The organism is Amycolatopsis sp. NPDC043887, from assembly GCF_056435665.1.
Genome location: NZ_JBWKEB010000003.1, coordinates 1 through 14,181 on the forward strand (window position 1 = coordinate 1; position 14,181 = coordinate 14,181).

12 protein-coding genes are annotated in these 14,181 nt (G+C 69.6%); 7 read left to right on the forward strand and 5 right to left on the reverse strand.

What is annotated here, in order from left to right; translation table 11 throughout:
• The coding region (locus AC069H_RS09550) for a DUF222 domain-containing protein (protein WP_478231949.1) at positions 1-906 on the reverse strand (906 nt) is incomplete at its 3' end.
• 243 nt (positions 907-1,149) lie between these two features.
• Here AC069H_RS09550 and AC069H_RS09555 point away from each other — a divergent pair.
• From AC069H_RS09555 to AC069H_RS09565, 3 genes are all read left to right on the forward strand, one after another.
• Complete coding sequence (locus AC069H_RS09555) at positions 1,150-1,938, forward strand: tyrosine-protein phosphatase (RefSeq protein ID WP_478231950.1); 789 nt, start codon at positions 1,150-1,152, stop codon at positions 1,936-1,938.
• A gap of 85 nt (positions 1,939-2,023) precedes the next feature.
• Positions 2,024-2,800, forward strand: a complete 777-nt coding sequence (locus tag AC069H_RS09560; protein ID WP_478224801.1) for a cyclase family protein — start codon at positions 2,024-2,026, stop codon at positions 2,798-2,800.
• Positions 2,797-4,407 (forward strand): thiamine pyrophosphate-binding protein, encoded by a 1,611-nt coding sequence (locus AC069H_RS09565; RefSeq protein ID WP_478231951.1) that lies wholly within the window; start codon positions 2,797-2,799, stop codon positions 4,405-4,407. The genes AC069H_RS09560 and AC069H_RS09565 overlap by 4 nt, the downstream gene beginning before the upstream one ends.
• Positions 4,408-4,412: 5 nt before the next feature.
• On the opposite strand, the gene AC069H_RS09570 is transcribed toward AC069H_RS09565, so the two are convergent.
• The 3 genes from AC069H_RS09570 to AC069H_RS09580 are packed head-to-tail and all read right to left on the reverse strand — an operon-like array spanning position 4,413 to position 8,334.
• On the reverse strand, positions 4,413-5,675 hold the full coding sequence (locus tag AC069H_RS09570) for a class I SAM-dependent methyltransferase (RefSeq protein WP_478224799.1): 1,263 nt from the start codon (positions 5,673-5,675) through the stop codon (positions 4,413-4,415).
• 26 nt (positions 5,676-5,701) lie between these two features.
• A complete protein-coding gene (locus AC069H_RS09575) occupies positions 5,702-7,087 on the reverse strand; it encodes an FAD-binding oxidoreductase (RefSeq protein ID WP_478231952.1) in 1,386 nt (461 codons plus the stop codon).
• Positions 7,088-7,125: 38 nt separating this feature from the next.
• Entirely contained in the window at positions 7,126-8,334 is a 1,209-nt protein-coding gene (locus AC069H_RS09580) for an SGNH/GDSL hydrolase family protein (RefSeq protein WP_478224797.1), read from the reverse strand.
• 114 nt (positions 8,335-8,448) lie between these two features.
• On the opposite strand from AC069H_RS09580, the gene AC069H_RS09585 reads away from it, so the two are divergent.
• From AC069H_RS09585 to AC069H_RS09600, 4 genes are all read left to right on the forward strand, one after another.
• Complete coding sequence (locus tag AC069H_RS09585) at positions 8,449-8,820, forward strand: MmcQ/YjbR family DNA-binding protein (RefSeq protein WP_478224796.1); 372 nt, start codon at positions 8,449-8,451, stop codon at positions 8,818-8,820.
• Between the two features lie 119 nt (positions 8,821-8,939).
• Positions 8,940-10,106, forward strand: coding sequence for a sensor histidine kinase (locus AC069H_RS09590; RefSeq protein ID WP_340685656.1), 1,167 nt, complete (start codon positions 8,940-8,942; stop codon positions 10,104-10,106).
• Positions 10,103-10,765, forward strand: coding sequence for a response regulator transcription factor (locus AC069H_RS09595; RefSeq protein ID WP_340685655.1), 663 nt, complete (start codon positions 10,103-10,105; stop codon positions 10,763-10,765). The genes AC069H_RS09590 and AC069H_RS09595 overlap by 4 nt, the downstream gene beginning before the upstream one ends.
• Positions 10,765-13,668: an AfsR/SARP family transcriptional regulator gene (locus AC069H_RS09600; RefSeq protein WP_478224794.1), complete on the forward strand. Its 2,904-nt coding sequence runs from the start codon at positions 10,765-10,767 to the stop codon at positions 13,666-13,668. Before AC069H_RS09595 ends, AC069H_RS09600 begins: the two co-directional genes overlap by 1 nt.
• On the opposite strand, the gene AC069H_RS09605 is transcribed toward AC069H_RS09600, so the two are convergent.
• Complete coding sequence (locus AC069H_RS09605; protein WP_478231953.1) at positions 13,640-14,080, reverse strand: hypothetical protein; 441 nt, start codon at positions 14,078-14,080, stop codon at positions 13,640-13,642. The two genes, AC069H_RS09600 and AC069H_RS09605, sit on opposite strands and share 29 nt — an antisense overlap.
• Positions 14,081-14,181: the final 101 nt, after the last annotated feature.

The following is a 14,181-nucleotide window of genomic DNA, read 5'->3' on the forward strand; positions in this document are numbered from 1 at the left end:
GATTTTGGCGTCGCAGGCGAGCATGCGGGCGTGGCGGGCGGTGATCTGGGAGATCTCGTCCACGCAGGCGGATCCCAGTCCGGAGGTCAGGGTCTCCAGGGGGATGGTGACCACGATGGTGGTGCGGTCTCCGGAGAGGGTGGGTGCTTTGTCGTTGGTCATGGCGTAGTGGATGGCGTCGAACAAGGCGTCGCCGTGGCGTTCGCCGGGGGTGCGGGGGTCGCGGTTGCCGTCTTGGTCGGCGGGTCTTCGTTGTCCCCAGGTTTCGAACAGGGCGTTGGCTCTCGCGCCGAATTCGGGGTCCAGGAGGCCGTTGAGCCGCCACCAGCCGTCGTCGCGTTTCCGGAGATGGACCTCACGCGACGGCGGCTTCAGGTCTTCGTCTTTGGGCTCGTTGCCGTCGGGATCCAGGTGCGCCATGAGTTCGGCGCCGCCGTTGACGATCTGCTGCGGCCCGGCGTGGCGGGCCAGGTTCACCAGGATCTGTTCTGCGCCGGAGCGGTCTTCGGCGGATGCGTCGGCGGGGATTTTCTTCAGTACCACCAGGAGTGGGTCGAGTTGCTGGTGCCCGAGGTCCCCGTCGGCCGCGGCGGCTCCGGCGATGGGGGCGAAAGCGGGGGCGGGGGTGCCGTCCAGGTTCCGGCTTTCGTTCAGTGCCAGCGCGCGGGTCACGGTGTCGCGGGCTTCTTTGGGGCTGATGCGGGCGGTTTCGGCGAACCAGCCCGCGGTCGATCCGTGCCCGAACAACTCCATCGGACCGCGGGACTCGATCTCGGCCAGGAACTGCCCGACCTCGGCCAAAGCCTGTCGTGCCACCGACAACCGCTCGACCACGCCGTGCGCGAGTTCGCGCGCACCGGCATGCCACAGCTCCTGCGGCGGTTCGAGGATTCGTTGGCTGGACACCCCGCAAGAATACCAGTGTTCGAACAGGTGTGCGAATGTGAAAGGTGCTCCAGAATTGCATTCGCATTCTGTGGTGTGACGTGCCGGTGATTGCTAACTGGCCCCTCGGTCCGCGGCTCAGGTTTGATTCGCTTGAGCCCGGTCGGGGTCGTGGCCGACCCACTGTGACGCTGCTCTGCACGAGTGGTCTGGTCAGGTCACGGGCGTGTTCTAACCGGCGGGCCGAGGGAAGAATGCTCGACCATGAGCACGAGCAGAGCAGTGACCTGGGAAGGCTTCTACAACACCAGAGATCTTGGCGGCTTGCCGACCAGGTCGGGCCATGCGACGCGCTACGGCGCCTTCTTCAGGGCGGCTGATCTTCGTTTTGTCACCGACGAGGGCTGGTCCCAGGCGCGACAATCCGGTGTCCGCACCATCGTCGACCTGCGCAATGCCGACGAGATCCGGCCCGCGACGGCAAAGTCCCCGACAGCGCTGGCGGGCTCGGCGCACTTCGCCGCCACCACCGCAGGCGCGACCACACCGACCGGCGTCGACCGCATCGAGGTACCCCTCGACGATGTCGAGGACATCGAGTTCTGGCAGCACATCAACAGTGAGCAACTCAACGGCAGTCCGCTCTACTACCGTCTCTTCCTCGAACGGAAAGCCAGCCGGTGCGCCGCTGTCATCACCGCGCTCGCCCACTGCAGACCCGGCGGTGTCCTGTTCCACTGTGGCGCGGGCCGAGACCGCACCGGCCTGATCACCCTCCTGCTGCTGGCGCTGGCCGACGTCCGACCGGAGGCCATCGCAACGGACTACGACCTGTCCACCGAGGCCCTGAAACCCCTGTTCGCCGTGATGGGCACCGAGGACCAAGGACCGATCATCCAGTCCGTCCTCACCCATCGCGGCACCACGACCCAAGCCACCATCCTCGGCACCCTCGAGGACCTCGACGTCGAGCACTATCTCCTCGCTGCCGGTGTCAGCAACACCGACCTCGACGGCATCCGCGGCAGACTCCTGGGATCACGCTCCCGCTGACACCGATCGAGAACGAGCCATCCCGCCACCCCCGAAACCCGCCTAAAGTGACCCAGGACGCCGCAGTCACTCCCGGGAGGCACGCATGTCGTTGTTGGCCCAGCTGAACACCGCGATCACCACGGGCACGATCGAGGTCGTCGACCTCACCGCCCCGTTGAGCGCGAGCACCCCGATCCTCCAGCTGCCGGAGCCGTTCGCGAACACGATCCCGTTCGGCCTGGAGGAGATCAGCCGGTACGACGAACGCGGGCCGCGCTGGTACTGGAACAACATCCACACCGGCGAGCACACCGGGACCCATCTCGACGTTCCCGTGCACTGGGTGTCGGGAAAGGACGGCCACGACGTCTCCGAGGTGCCGCTGCGCACGCTGGTCGCCCCGGCCGTGGTGCTCGACGCGACGGCCCGCGCGGCCGAGGATCCGGATTTCCTGCTCTCCACGGAAGACATCCGCGAGTGGGAACGTGAGAACGGGCCGCTGCCCGAAGGTGGTTGGCTGCTCTACCGCACGGGCTGGGACGCCCGTTCGCATGATCAGGAAGCCTTCCTCAACAACGACGAGAACGGTCCGCATTCGCCGGGCGTCTCCGCGGAATGCGCTCGCTGGCTCGCGGAGGAGGCACCGATCACCGGGTTCGGGGTGGAGACCGTGGGCACCGACGCGGGGCAGGCGCTGGCACTCGAACCGGCCTTCCCCTGCCATGAACTCCTTCTGGGCGCGGGAAAACACGGCCTGACCCAGTTGCGGAACCTGGCGAGCCTGCCGCCCACCGGATCGCTGCTCGTCGTCAGCCCGCTCCCGATCGTCGGCGGTTCCGGCAGCCCCGCCAGGGTGTACGCGCTGGTCGAACGGGCATGAACGTCGCGGAGCTGGTCGGACGCACGCTGGCGGAACTCGGCGCGGGTGCCGCGTTCGGGGTGGTGGGCAGCGGCAATTTCGAGGCCACCAACGGATTACGTTCCGGCGGGGTGCGGTTCGTCGCCGCTCGGCACGAGGGCGGCGCGGCGAACATGGCCGACGCGTACGCGCGGATGAGCGGCCGCGTGTCGGTGCTGAGCCTCCATCAGGGGTGCGGGCTCACCAACGCGCTCACCGGGATCACCGAGGCCGCCAAGAGCCGGACACCGATGGTAGTCCTCGCCGGGGACACCGCGGCGTCGGCGGTGCTGTCGAACTTCCGGGTGGACCAGGACGCGCTCGCGGCCGCCGTCGGCGCCGTGCCGGAGCGCGTGCACGGCTCGGCCACCGCGGTCGCCGACACGGTCCGCGCCTACCGGACGGCGGTGCAACAGCGCCGCACCGTCCTGCTCAACCTGCCGCTCGACGTCCAGGCCCAAGAAGCGCCAGAAGCGGTCCCGGTCCCGAAGATTCCTGGCCCGGCGCCGATCCGGCCTAACGCCGAGGCGGTCGCGAAACTGGCGGACCTTCTCGTCGAAGCACGGCGGCCGGTATTCATCGCCGGCCGTGGTGCCCGGGCCGGTTCTGCACCGCTCAAAGAACTCGCGGAGGTTTCCGGGGCGCTGCTGGCGACTTCGGCGGTGGCGCACGGCCTCTTCCACGACGATCCCTACTCGATCGGGATCGCGGGCGGCTTTTCGTCGCCACAGGCGGCGGAACTCATCAGGGACGCCGACCTCGTGATCGGCTGGGGCTGCGCGCTGAACATGTGGACCACCCGGCACGGCACGCTCCTCTGCCCGGAGGCCCGGCTCGTCCAGGTCGACGTCGACCAGGCCGCGCTCGGCGCGCACCGGCCGATCGACCTCGGCGTCGTCGCCGACGTCGCCAGCACGGCCGTGGACGTTCACGCCGAACTCGAGAGGCGTGGCCACCGAAGGAGCCGCGAAGCCCTCAAAAGCACACGGTGGAACGACGTGCCGTATAACGACCTATCCGGCGACGGGAGGATCGATCCGCGCACGCTCAGCCGGCGTCTCGACGAGATCCTGCCCGCCGAACGCGTGGTCTCGATCGACTCCGGCAATTTCATGGGCTACCCGAGTGCGTACCTGTCCGTCCCCGACGAGAACGGCTTCTGCTTCACCCAGGCGTTCCAAAGCATCGGGCTCGGCCTCGGGACGGCGATCGGCGCGGCGCTGGCCCGTCCGGAGCGCCTGCCGGTAGTCGGGGTCGGTGACGGTGGCTTCCACATGGCCGTTTCCGAGCTGGAAACCGCCGTGCGACTGGGTATCCCGCTCGTCGTCATCGTCTACAACGACGCGGCGTATGGCGCTGAGATCCACCATTTCGGCGACGCGGACATGAGCACGGTCAGGTTCCCCGACACCGATATCGCGGCGATCGGACGAGGTTTCGGCTGCGCCGGGATCACCGTGCGGTCGGTCGAGGATCTGGCCGCCGTCACGGAATGGCTCGGCGGGCCACGGGACGCGCCGCTCGTCGTCGACGCCAAGATCGCCGACGACGGCGGCTCGTGGTGGCTCGCCGAAGCCTTCCGGCATTGAGCCCGCTAAACGCCCCAGTCCGGCCTCAAGGGCATGCCCGAGTCACCGTCCGGGCCGACTTTCACCCCGAGCACCTGGTGCAGTTCGATCTCTCGCCGCTCGAAGGCGAGACGGCACGCGGCCATGTACAGCGCCCAGACGCGGCTTCGCCCGGCGCCCGCTTCGGCGACGGCCGCGTCCCAGTTCGCGTCGAGGTTGGCGCACCACGCGCCGAGGGTGGTGGCGTAGTGCTCGCGGAGGTTCTCCGAATGCCGCACCTCCAGCCCGCTGTCGTGCATCGCGGTGGCGATCTCCCCGACGGACTCCAGCTCCCCGTCGGGGAAGACGTATCGGTCGATGAACCCGCGTGACCGGTGCGCGACGGAGGTGTCCGGGTTGGTGATGCAGTGGTTCAGCAGACGCCCGTGCGGCTTCAGTTTCCCGGCGAGGAAACGGAAGTACGACGGCAGGTTGCGGGCGCCGATATGCTCGGTGAGCCCGATCGACGACACCGCGTCGAAACCCGTTTCTGTGACGTCGCGGTAGTCGAGATGCCGTACTTCGGCCTTGTCCGCGAGCCCCTTGGCCACGATGTCCTTCTGCGCCCATTGCGCCTGCTCACGCGAAAGGGTCACGCCCAGCGCCTCGACGCCGTAGTTCGCGACGGCGTGCTCCACCATCCCGCCCCAGCCGCAGCCGACGTCCAGCAGTCGCATCCCCGGCCGGAGGCCGAGTTTCCGGCACACCAGGTCGAATTTGTGTGCCTGCGCCTCTTCCAATGACGCGTCGGCGGACGGATACGCGGCGCAGGTGTAGGCCATCGACGGCCCGAGCACCATTTCGTAGAACCGGTTCGAGACGTCGTAGTGGTTGGAGATCGCGTTGCTGTCCCGCGCTTTCGAGTGCCGCAGCCCGTCGACCGTGCGCTTGAGGCGGCTCGGCAGTTCCTCCGCGGGCGGGGCGACGCGGCGCAGATGCGTGGGACCGAGTTTGCGCAGCAGCCACAGCCGGTCGGCGGCGCTGAGCTGATCGACCTGGGAGACGAGCGCGCGCAACGCCGTGTAGAGATCGCCGTCGACGTCGAGCGCGCCGGCGACGTAGGCACGCGCGAGACCGAGGTCCCCTGGGGACGACATCAGGTACGTCAACGCCAGCGGCGACCGCACCTCGATCGACACGGGTGCGCCCGCGGGCCCGCTCGTGCTGCCGTCATAGGCGGTGATGGACACTTCGGTGCTCGGGCCGAGCAACCGCTCGAAGATCTCGCCGACGGTCGTCGTCTCAGCCATGGTCGTCTCTCTTCTCCAGGCCCGGGTCACCGCCGCCGCACGCATTTCGCGTACAGGTCGAGCAGGCGGCCGTCGGGGTCGTAGGCCGTCTTCAGTTTCCGGTAGGCGTCGCCGTTGTACAGCCGCCAGAACTCGTCTTCGGTATAGAAACTGTCGGAATACAGAGACTTCCGCCCGCCGAGCCGGGTCACTTCGGCCTCGATCAGCCGATTGTGCGTATCCGGCGCCTCGCCGGGGTCCAGCGGGACCGCGGACCAGAACCCGAAGTTGACGTACAGCGTTTCGGGGTCCATTTCGTACAGCGGCGAGTTCACGCCGCCCGGCCGTTGCTTCAGCGGGCAGATCCACACCGGGCTGATCGGGATCTCGCGGCGGAAGAAGTCCAGGAACTCCGCCGCCCGCGAGAGTGGTACTTCGATGTCCTGGACGATGGTCTCTTCAGGGGGAAGCCCGCGCAGCTTGATCAGTTTCGCGGCGATCCCGAACCGGCGGTCGAGCGCCACGACCTTCCAATAGACCGAAGACCGCAGCAGCCGCCTTCCCAGCAGCAGCCTGGGGAGCCGGTGCTGCACGCCGAACGCCCGCGAGCACCAGAACCAGTCCGTGTCCCAGCGCCACAGGTAGTCGCGGACGCTCAGATGATCCGTCTCGCGGGAGCGGATCGACTTGTAGTAGATGTCGAGCCAGGTGTAGTCGCTGGTCGCGGGCGCCGAGGCGGTGAACGTGCCGAGCGTCAGGTACTGCTCGCCCGGCCCGAAGACCGTTCCGTCGACGAAGTCGGCCGACCCGTTACGACAGGCTTCGCCGAGTGCCGCGAAGTACTCCTCGGTGTCTTCGTAGCGGACGTGGTCGAGCCGCACATACGGTTTGACCGGCTCCAGTTCGATCTTCAGCCGCAGCGCGTAGCCGAGCGTCCCGTACGAGTTCGGGAAGCCGTGGAACAGGTCGCTGTGCTCGTTGTCCGGCCGCGCGACGACGATCCTGCCGTCACCGGTGAGCAACTCCATCTCCAGCACCGACTCGTGCACGAGCCCGTTGCGGAACGAGGACGACTCGATGCCGAGGCCGGTGACCGCGCCGCCGAGCGTGATCGTCTTGAGCTGCGGCACGACCAGCGGCATCAGCCCGTGGAGCAGGGTCGCGTCCACCAGTTGCTCGTAGGTGACCATGCCTTCGACGTCGGCCGTACGCGCCAAGGGATCGACGTCGAGGACATGCGTGAATCCCGAGACGTCCAGCCCCGGAGTGCTGGTCGCCTTCCGTGCCCGGAACAGGTTCGACGTCCGCTTCGCCAGCCGGATCGTGCCGTGGAGATCGGCGAGCTGCGCGCGGAGCGTTTCCGCCCGCGCTTCGTGTTCGGCGAACCGGACCAGCCGCGCCGTCTCCCGGATACCGCTGTCGCCGCTCGCCATCTGTTCATCGTGCCCCACGGAACCGCCTGGCGCAGCCCTTATTCGTGCCGGAGCCGGTGCAGCGGGACGGCGTCCGCCATGGCGGTGAAGCCCTTGTCACCGGGATGGAGGTGATCGCCGGAGTCGTACTCGGGTTTCATCCGCTGCGGATCGGCGGGGTCGCGGATCGCCGCGTCGAAGTCGATGTATCCGTCGAAGTGCCTGCTGGTCCGGATGAACCGGTTCACCGCCTGCCGGGTCTCTTCGAGCTGCGGAGTGTACGAACCCCAGCCCTTCCACGGCGTGATCGTCGCGCCCAGCACCCGCAGGCCGCGGTCGTGCGCCCTCGTCGCGATCTGTTTCAGCGCCGAGATGATCTTGTTCGGATCGGCCTGGTGCGGGGTCTGCTGGATGTCGTTGATGCCCTCGAACACGATCGCCGTCCGCACGCCGGACTGGTTCAGGACGTCCCGGTCGAGCCTGGCCAGCGCGTTGACCCCGTAGTTGCCGCCGTCGAGCAGCAGGCGGTTCCCGCTGATCCCGGCGTTGAGCACGCCGAGGCGCGCGCTGATCTTGTCGGCGAGCTGGTCGGGCCAGCGCAGGTTCGCGCCCCAGGTCGAATTCGCCCCGTCGGTGATCGAGTCGCCGATCGCCACGACGCTGCCCCGCAACCCGGTGCCGCGGACGTCCACACCGGACACGTAGTGCCAGACCGCGGTCTTCTCCGGGAACGCCGCCGCCGACTCGTCGGCCGCCTTGTCGCCGTTCCGGGTGAAGTACGAGTTCTGCATCGCGAGCGGATGGTAGGTGACCGGACCCGACGGCGTCGGGGTGTAGGTGGTCACCAGGAGGTCGCCGTCCCTCGGCACGGTCAGCGCCGCGCCGTCGCTGACGATGTCGGCGCCCGGCGGCACGGTGACCTCGCGATCTCCGCCGAAGGTCAGCGTGCGCATCGTGCCGGGCACGGCCTGCGGGGTGTCCGGGCCCGCGGCGACCGCGACCGTCACGCGGCCGAACAGCACCGGAGTCCGGCCGAAGGCGTTGGACAGCCGCACGCGGACCTCGTGCCCGCCGGCGCTGGTGTGGACGATGTTGCGGATCGAGAAGTTCGGGTAGCCGTTGTCGGTCCCGGCGACCCCGGCCGCGGGCGCCGCCGCCCAGGTGCCCACCCAGCCGCTGCCGGCGGGGCTCCGCACTTGGGCTGCCGCGGCACCCGGCATCAAGCCCAGCACCAGGATTCCCGCGATGGCGAGATACTTCACGCGCATGTCGGTTCCGCCTCCACCCAGTCGGCTCCACTCATCGTCAAGGAATCACCGACAACCGGTCAACGCCCTGGACAGGACAGGTTTCTGTCGGAGGGGGCGGTTAGCCTGAACGCCATGACACCTGCCGCTCTCCGGAAGATCTGCCTCGGCTTCCCCGGCGCCCGGGAGGAGTTCCCCTTCGGCGAGGACATCAGCGTGTTCAAAGTCGCGGGCAAGATCTTCGCGCTCGGCCCGCTCAAGGCGAAGCCGCTGCGGATCAGCCTCAAATGCGAGCCGGATCTGGCGGTCCGGCTGCGTGCCGAGCATCCGGCCATCGTCCCCGGCTACCACCTGAACAAACGGCACTGGAACACCGTCGAGCTGGACGGCTCGCTGACCGACGACTTCGTACGGGAGCTGACCGAGGACTCCTACGACCTCGTCGTCGCGGGCCTGCCGAAACGAGAACAGGAGAAACTGAACTGGGTCGCGCTCAGCCAGGAATGAGTGCCGGGGTTTCATCCGGATTTCATCCGACCGTGCTCGTCCGGCCTCCTACCGTGGGCGGAGACGGGTGCCGCCCGCCGCACGATGACGCGCTCAGCGGGACTTCCTAGGCTGATGCCGTGCTGGAGATCTTGCGGGACCGGTTCCGGGCACGGGTGCAGGCGAGTCTCACCCGGGCCGGGCTGACCCTGCCGTGGTGGGGGGCGTTGTGCGCGAGCGCCGTGAGCTTCGTGTTCACGGTGGTCGCGTTGGTGCAACGGGACGCCCTGCTACCGCCCGAGCCGATCGCGCTGGCCGGTCTGATCGTGATCGCGCCGTCGGTGATCTGGGTGGTCACCGACTGGATCATGCCGTGGGTGCGGATGACGGCGCTGATCATCGCCGCCTCGGTGCTGCTCATCGAGCCCGTGCTGCCGGATTTCGCGCCGTTGCTGCTGCTGGTCGCGGCCACCGAAGCGGGCAGTGTCCTGCGGACGACGTGGGGCATCGCCCTCGTCACCATCGTGGGCGAAGCGGTCTTGGTCGTGGCGGGGATCTGGGGCGGGCTGATCGGCGGGCCGGTGTACATGGTCGCGATCCTGCTCGGCCTCAGCGGCGGGCTCATGGTCCGCTGGTACACCAGGGTGCTCGACGCCGAACGCGGCAACCGTGACGCTTCCCGTGACAAGGCCCTGCTCGCCGAACGCCAGCGGATCGCGCGTGAGGTGCACGACGTCGTCGGCCATTCGCTCAGCATCACGCTGCTGCATCTGACCGGCGCCCGGCACGCGCTGCAGCAGGACCGCGACGTCGACGAGGCGATCGAAGCGCTCACCGAAGCCGAGCAGGTGGGACGGGCCGCGATGGCCGACATCCGCCGCACGGTCGGTCTGCTCGCCGATTCCCCGTCCGGCAGCGCCCCGCTGCCGGGGGTGGAGGACATCGCGACGCTGGTGGAACGCACTCGCAGCGCCGGACTGGCGGTGCGCTATACACAGGAAGGCGACCTCGGCCGGGTAGGCGCCTCGGAAGGATTGGGCCTCTACCGGATCGTGCAGGAATCACTTGTCAACGTCGTCAAGCATGCCCCCGGCGCGACCGCGGAGGTCCGGCTGAACGCCGGCCGTTCGGGGTTGAAGCTCATCGTCAGCAACACCCTCCCCGCGACCGTCCGGCGCGCGGCGGAGGACGGTTCGGGACTGGCGGGGATGGCCGTCCGCGCGGCCCAGCTCGGCGCCGATCTCAGTGCCGGGCCCAGCGGCAGGCAGTGGATCGTGCAGGTCACCGTGCCGGGCGGCAAGCCGTGACCGCCGCCGAGATCCAGGTGCTGCTGGTCGACGACCAGGAGCTGGTCCGGTCCGGGCTGCGGCGCATCCTGCGGCGCCGCGACGGGTTCGTCATCGCGGGGGAATGCGGCGACGGTTCGGAAGTTCCGGCGGCGCTGGCCGCGCACGAGGTCGACGTCATCGTGATGGACCTGCGGATGAAGAACGTCGGCGGCGTCGAGGCGACCAGGCGGCTGCGGCGGTCCGGCGGGCATCCGCCGGTGCTCGCGCTGACCACCTTCGACGACGACAACCTCTTGGCCGACGCGCTGCGGGCGGGCGCGGCCGGGTACGTCCTCAAGGATTCCCCGGCCGAGGACCTGATCCGGGCCGTGCGGGCGGTCGCCGCGGGCGACGCGTGGCTCGACCCCGGTGTCACCGGGCGGGTGCTCGCCGCGTACCGGCAGGCCGCCGGGAACGGCAGTGGCGGACGCTCACCGGAGCTGCTGACCCCGAGGGAGCAGGACGTGCTCAGGGCGATCGGCCGCGGGCTGACCAATGCGGAGATCGCCGCGACGCTTGTCATTTCGGAGGTGACCGTGAAAAGCCATATCGGCCGGATCTTCACCAAACTCCAGTTGCGGGACCGGGCGGCGGCGATCGTGTACGCGTTCGACCACGGGATCGTGGTGCCGGGCTGATGCGCAACGATGGGGGGATCATGCCGGACTCGCGACTTCGCTTCGAACTGCTCGGCCCGTTGCGGGCCTGGCACGGGGAGACCCGGCTGGATCTGGGGCCGGTCCGGCAGCAGGCCGTGCTGGCCGCGCTGCTGCTGCGCCCGGACGTGACCGTCAGCCACTACGAACTCACCGACGGGCTCTGGGAAAAGCCGCCGGAGTCCAACGTGCTGCCGGTGTACGTCCGGCGGCTGCGGCAATGCCTGGACACCTCGGGCCAGAAGCCGCGGGACTCGGTGATCGTGTCCGATCGCGGTGGCTACCGGTTCGCCAGCGGCGGGGTCCGGTTGGACGTGGTCCGGCTGGAGGAGGTCGCCGCCGTCGCGGCCGCCGCCGAGGAGTCGGGCGACCTCGTCGCCGCGGTGGACACCTTCGCCGACGCGCTCCGGCTGTTCCACGGCGAGCCGCTGACGGGGCTGCCCGGCGCGTTCGTCCAAGGCGAGCGGCGACGGCTGGAGGAACGCAGACTTCTGTTGCTGCGCCGGAAACTGCGGGCCCAGCTGAAACTCGGGCGGTTCGACGAGGTGATCGGCGAGCTGTCGGCGCTGGTGTCCGCCGACCCGCCGAGCGAGCCGCTGGCCGCGTTGCTGATGCGGGCGCTCTACGGCGGCGGGCGGCAGGCGGAGGCGCTGGAGGTGTTCACCGACGTCCGCGAGCGGCTGATCGAGCAGCTCGGCGTCGAGCCGGGTGAGGAGCTGCGGCAGGTGCAGGATGCGGTGCTGCGCGGCGACGAGACGCTGCTCGGTGTCGCGCCGCGCCGCGAGCCGTCCCGGCGGATCCGCAACGAACTGCCCGCCGTCAACGGCGAACTCGTCGGCAGGGACCGGGAACTCGCGCTGCTCGTCGAAGAGGGGGATCCGGAGTCGGTCTCGGTCGACGCCGTCGACGGTGTCCCCGGTGCCGGGAAGACCACCCTCGCGGTGCGTGCGGCCCACCGGCTCCGTGAGTCCTATCCGGACGGTGCGTTGTTCGTGGATCTCCACGGTTACACCGAAGGCCGTGAGCCGGTGGCGCCGGAGCGCGCGCTGCGGCGGTTGCTCCGCGCGGTCGGGGTCGAGGACGGGGCGATGCCGGACGATCTCGACGAACTGGCCGCGTCGTGGCGGGCGGCGACCGCGCAGCTGCGGTTGCTGCTGGTGCTCGACAACGCCGAGTCCGCCGGGCAGGTGCGGCCGCTGCTGCCGTCCGGGCCGGGCAGCCGCGTGCTGGTGACCAGCCGTCGTCGTCTGTCCGGTTTGGACGCCGACCGCCGTATTTCCCTCGGCGCGCTGGGCCTCGATGCGGCCGAGCGGCTGCTCAGCCGCATCGTGGGGGCGCCGAGGGCGGAAGGGGAGCGGTTCGCCGTGCGCGCGCTCGCCGGGCTGTGCGGTCGGCTGCCGCTCGCGCTGCGGATCGCGGGTGCCCGGTTGCAGAACCGTCCGATGTGGACGTTCAAGGATCTGGTCGACCGGATGTCGGACGACGAGCGCAGGCTCGGCGAACTGACGGCCGAGGATCGCAGTGTCGAGGTGGCGCTGCGTCTGTCGTACGACCAGCTGCGGCCCGCCGAGCAGACCGCGTTCAGCGTGCTCGGTCTGTCGCCGACGACCGAATTCGACCGGCTGTCGGTCGCCGCCCTGCTGGACTGCTCGCCCGCCGAAGCCGAGCGGCGGCTGGAAAGCCTGGTCGACGCCAGCCTCGTGCAGGAGCCCGCGAGCGGACGCTACCGGCTGCACGATCTGGTGGCGGTCTATGCCCGGCGGCTCGCCGGGGAGATGCCCGAAGGCGCCGCCGAAGCGGCTCGGAAACGGGTGTACGGGCTCTACCTCAGTGCCGCTCGACGGGCGAGTGAGTGGGGTGTCGCGCGATTCCCGGTGGAGACCGGAGGCCCGTTCACCGGGCAGCGTGACGCTTCCGCCTGGCTCGACGCGGCCGGCGACCTGCCGGAGGTGGTGTCACAAGCGGCCGAAGCCGGGCTGGCCGACCTCGCCTGCTCGGTCGCCGAGGGCCTGGTCGACTATCTCGCGCGTCAGCAGCGGTACCACGAATGCCGGACGGCGTTGCAGGTCGCGCTGCCGCTCGCGGAACAGGCCGAAGACGAGCGCCTGGTCTCGTCGTTGCGGTTCTGCCTGGGCTACGCCTATGCCATGCAAGGGCAACTCGACCGGGCTCGTGGCTGGTTCGACGACGCGCTGCGGGCGGGCCAGGCATCGGGCGACCGCGGAGTGGAGGCGCGGGCGCTCGGCGGGCTCACCATGGCGGATCTGATCGCCGGGCGGCACGATCTCGCCATTTCCGGGATGCGGCGGGTGATGATCCTCGCCGAGGAGGTGGGGGACCGCTGGCTCGCCGAACGGTCGCTGTCCGCCCTGGGGTATCTCGCCTACCTGCAGGGCGAGCACGAAGAGGCGCTCGTCCACCTCGGCCGCGCTCGTGAGCTGAGCGAGGAGATCGGCAGTCCGGGGATGCTGGCCAGGGTGCTGTGCCACTGTGGCACCGTCCGGCTGGAGACCGGCAGGTTCGCCGAAGCCGCGCTGGATCTCCGGCGCTCCGTCGAACTCGCCGAGGAGACCACGGACGGGCTGCTGACCGCGACCGCTCTCGCCCGCCTGGGCGCCGCGGAACTGGAGCTGGGGAACCTCGACGCGGCGTTCGAACTCCAGCGGCGGGCGCTGACGGCGGTCACCGAGGAGACGATCGTCGGGATGGAGTCCGAAATCCGCAACCGGCTCGGCCGCACCCATCTCGCCGCGGGTGATCCGGTGGCGGCCAGGGAACACTTCGAGTGGGTGCTCACCACCATCGGACCCGACGGCGATTCCCTCCAGCGCACTCTCGCGCTGGAAGGTCTGGACCTCACCAGACAGTCGGTACGCCGCCGTTGATGATCGTGAAGCGGTGCCCCGCCATGCTCGTCCGCCAGCGCGCGAAGTAGGCGTCGGCCGCGTCGGCCAGGTGCACCCCGGCGCGGACCTCGTGGACGACGCAAGCCCATTCCGCGCCGTCGCACAGCACCAGTTCCCGCGGTGCCCCGCGCTTGCGGAGCACGGAAGAGCAGAGGGCGCCGCGCCTGCCGACGTTGCCGTCGTCGAGGCAGCGACGGAGGTCTTCGACGGCGTGGGCGGCCGTCTCGAACAGCGTCCACCGGTACTTCGGCGACGGGCGGCCGTCGGCCCACGGCGTGGAGAACGCGGCCCAGCTCCAGCCCGGTCCGACGAGCCGGTCCCGTTCCCCGGGACTCGGCGAGTCGTCCCTGGGCAGCACCATGTTGTAGGGGGTCCGGCTCGCCGGGCTCATGCACGTCTCCTCGTGGACCACCGGTCCGCGGCCGCGGATCCGTGCCCGGAACCGTAAAGCGGAGCCATGAAATCCCGATGAAACGAGACCTGCCCCGATCG